The sequence below is a fragment of the Photobacterium sp. R1 genome, from assembly GCF_054600795.1.
On the sequence record NZ_BAAHZP010000206.1, the window covers coordinates 1 to 369 of the forward strand.

Annotated in this window: 1 protein-coding gene; it reads left to right on the plus strand. The window is 50.7% G+C overall.

From position 1 onward, the window contains the following. On the plus strand, positions 1 to 369 hold a 369-nt coding region (locus tag ACYP03_RS24690), incomplete at both ends, for a helicase-related protein (RefSeq protein WP_459782482.1).

Consider the following 369-nt stretch of genomic DNA (forward strand, 5'->3'; position numbering starts at 1 on the left):
GAATACCTGGATGAGCATGGTGTCAGGGTCAGATACCTGCATTCAGACATAGATACAGTCGAGAGGGTTGAGATCATTCGTGATTTACGCTTGGGTGAGTTTGATGTGCTGGTCGGCATTAACCTGCTGCGAGAAGGTTTGGATATGCCGGAAGTGTCTTTAGTCGCGATTCTGGATGCAGATAAAGAAGGTTTTCTGCGTTCTGAGCGTTCACTGATTCAGACCATTGGCCGGGCTGCGCGTAACCTGTCAGGCAAAGCCATTCTGTATGCCGACCGCATCACGGGTTCGATGCAGCGCGCAATGTCTGAAACTGAACGACGCCGGGAAAAGCAGGATGCGTATAACCGGGAAAGAGGTATTGAACCT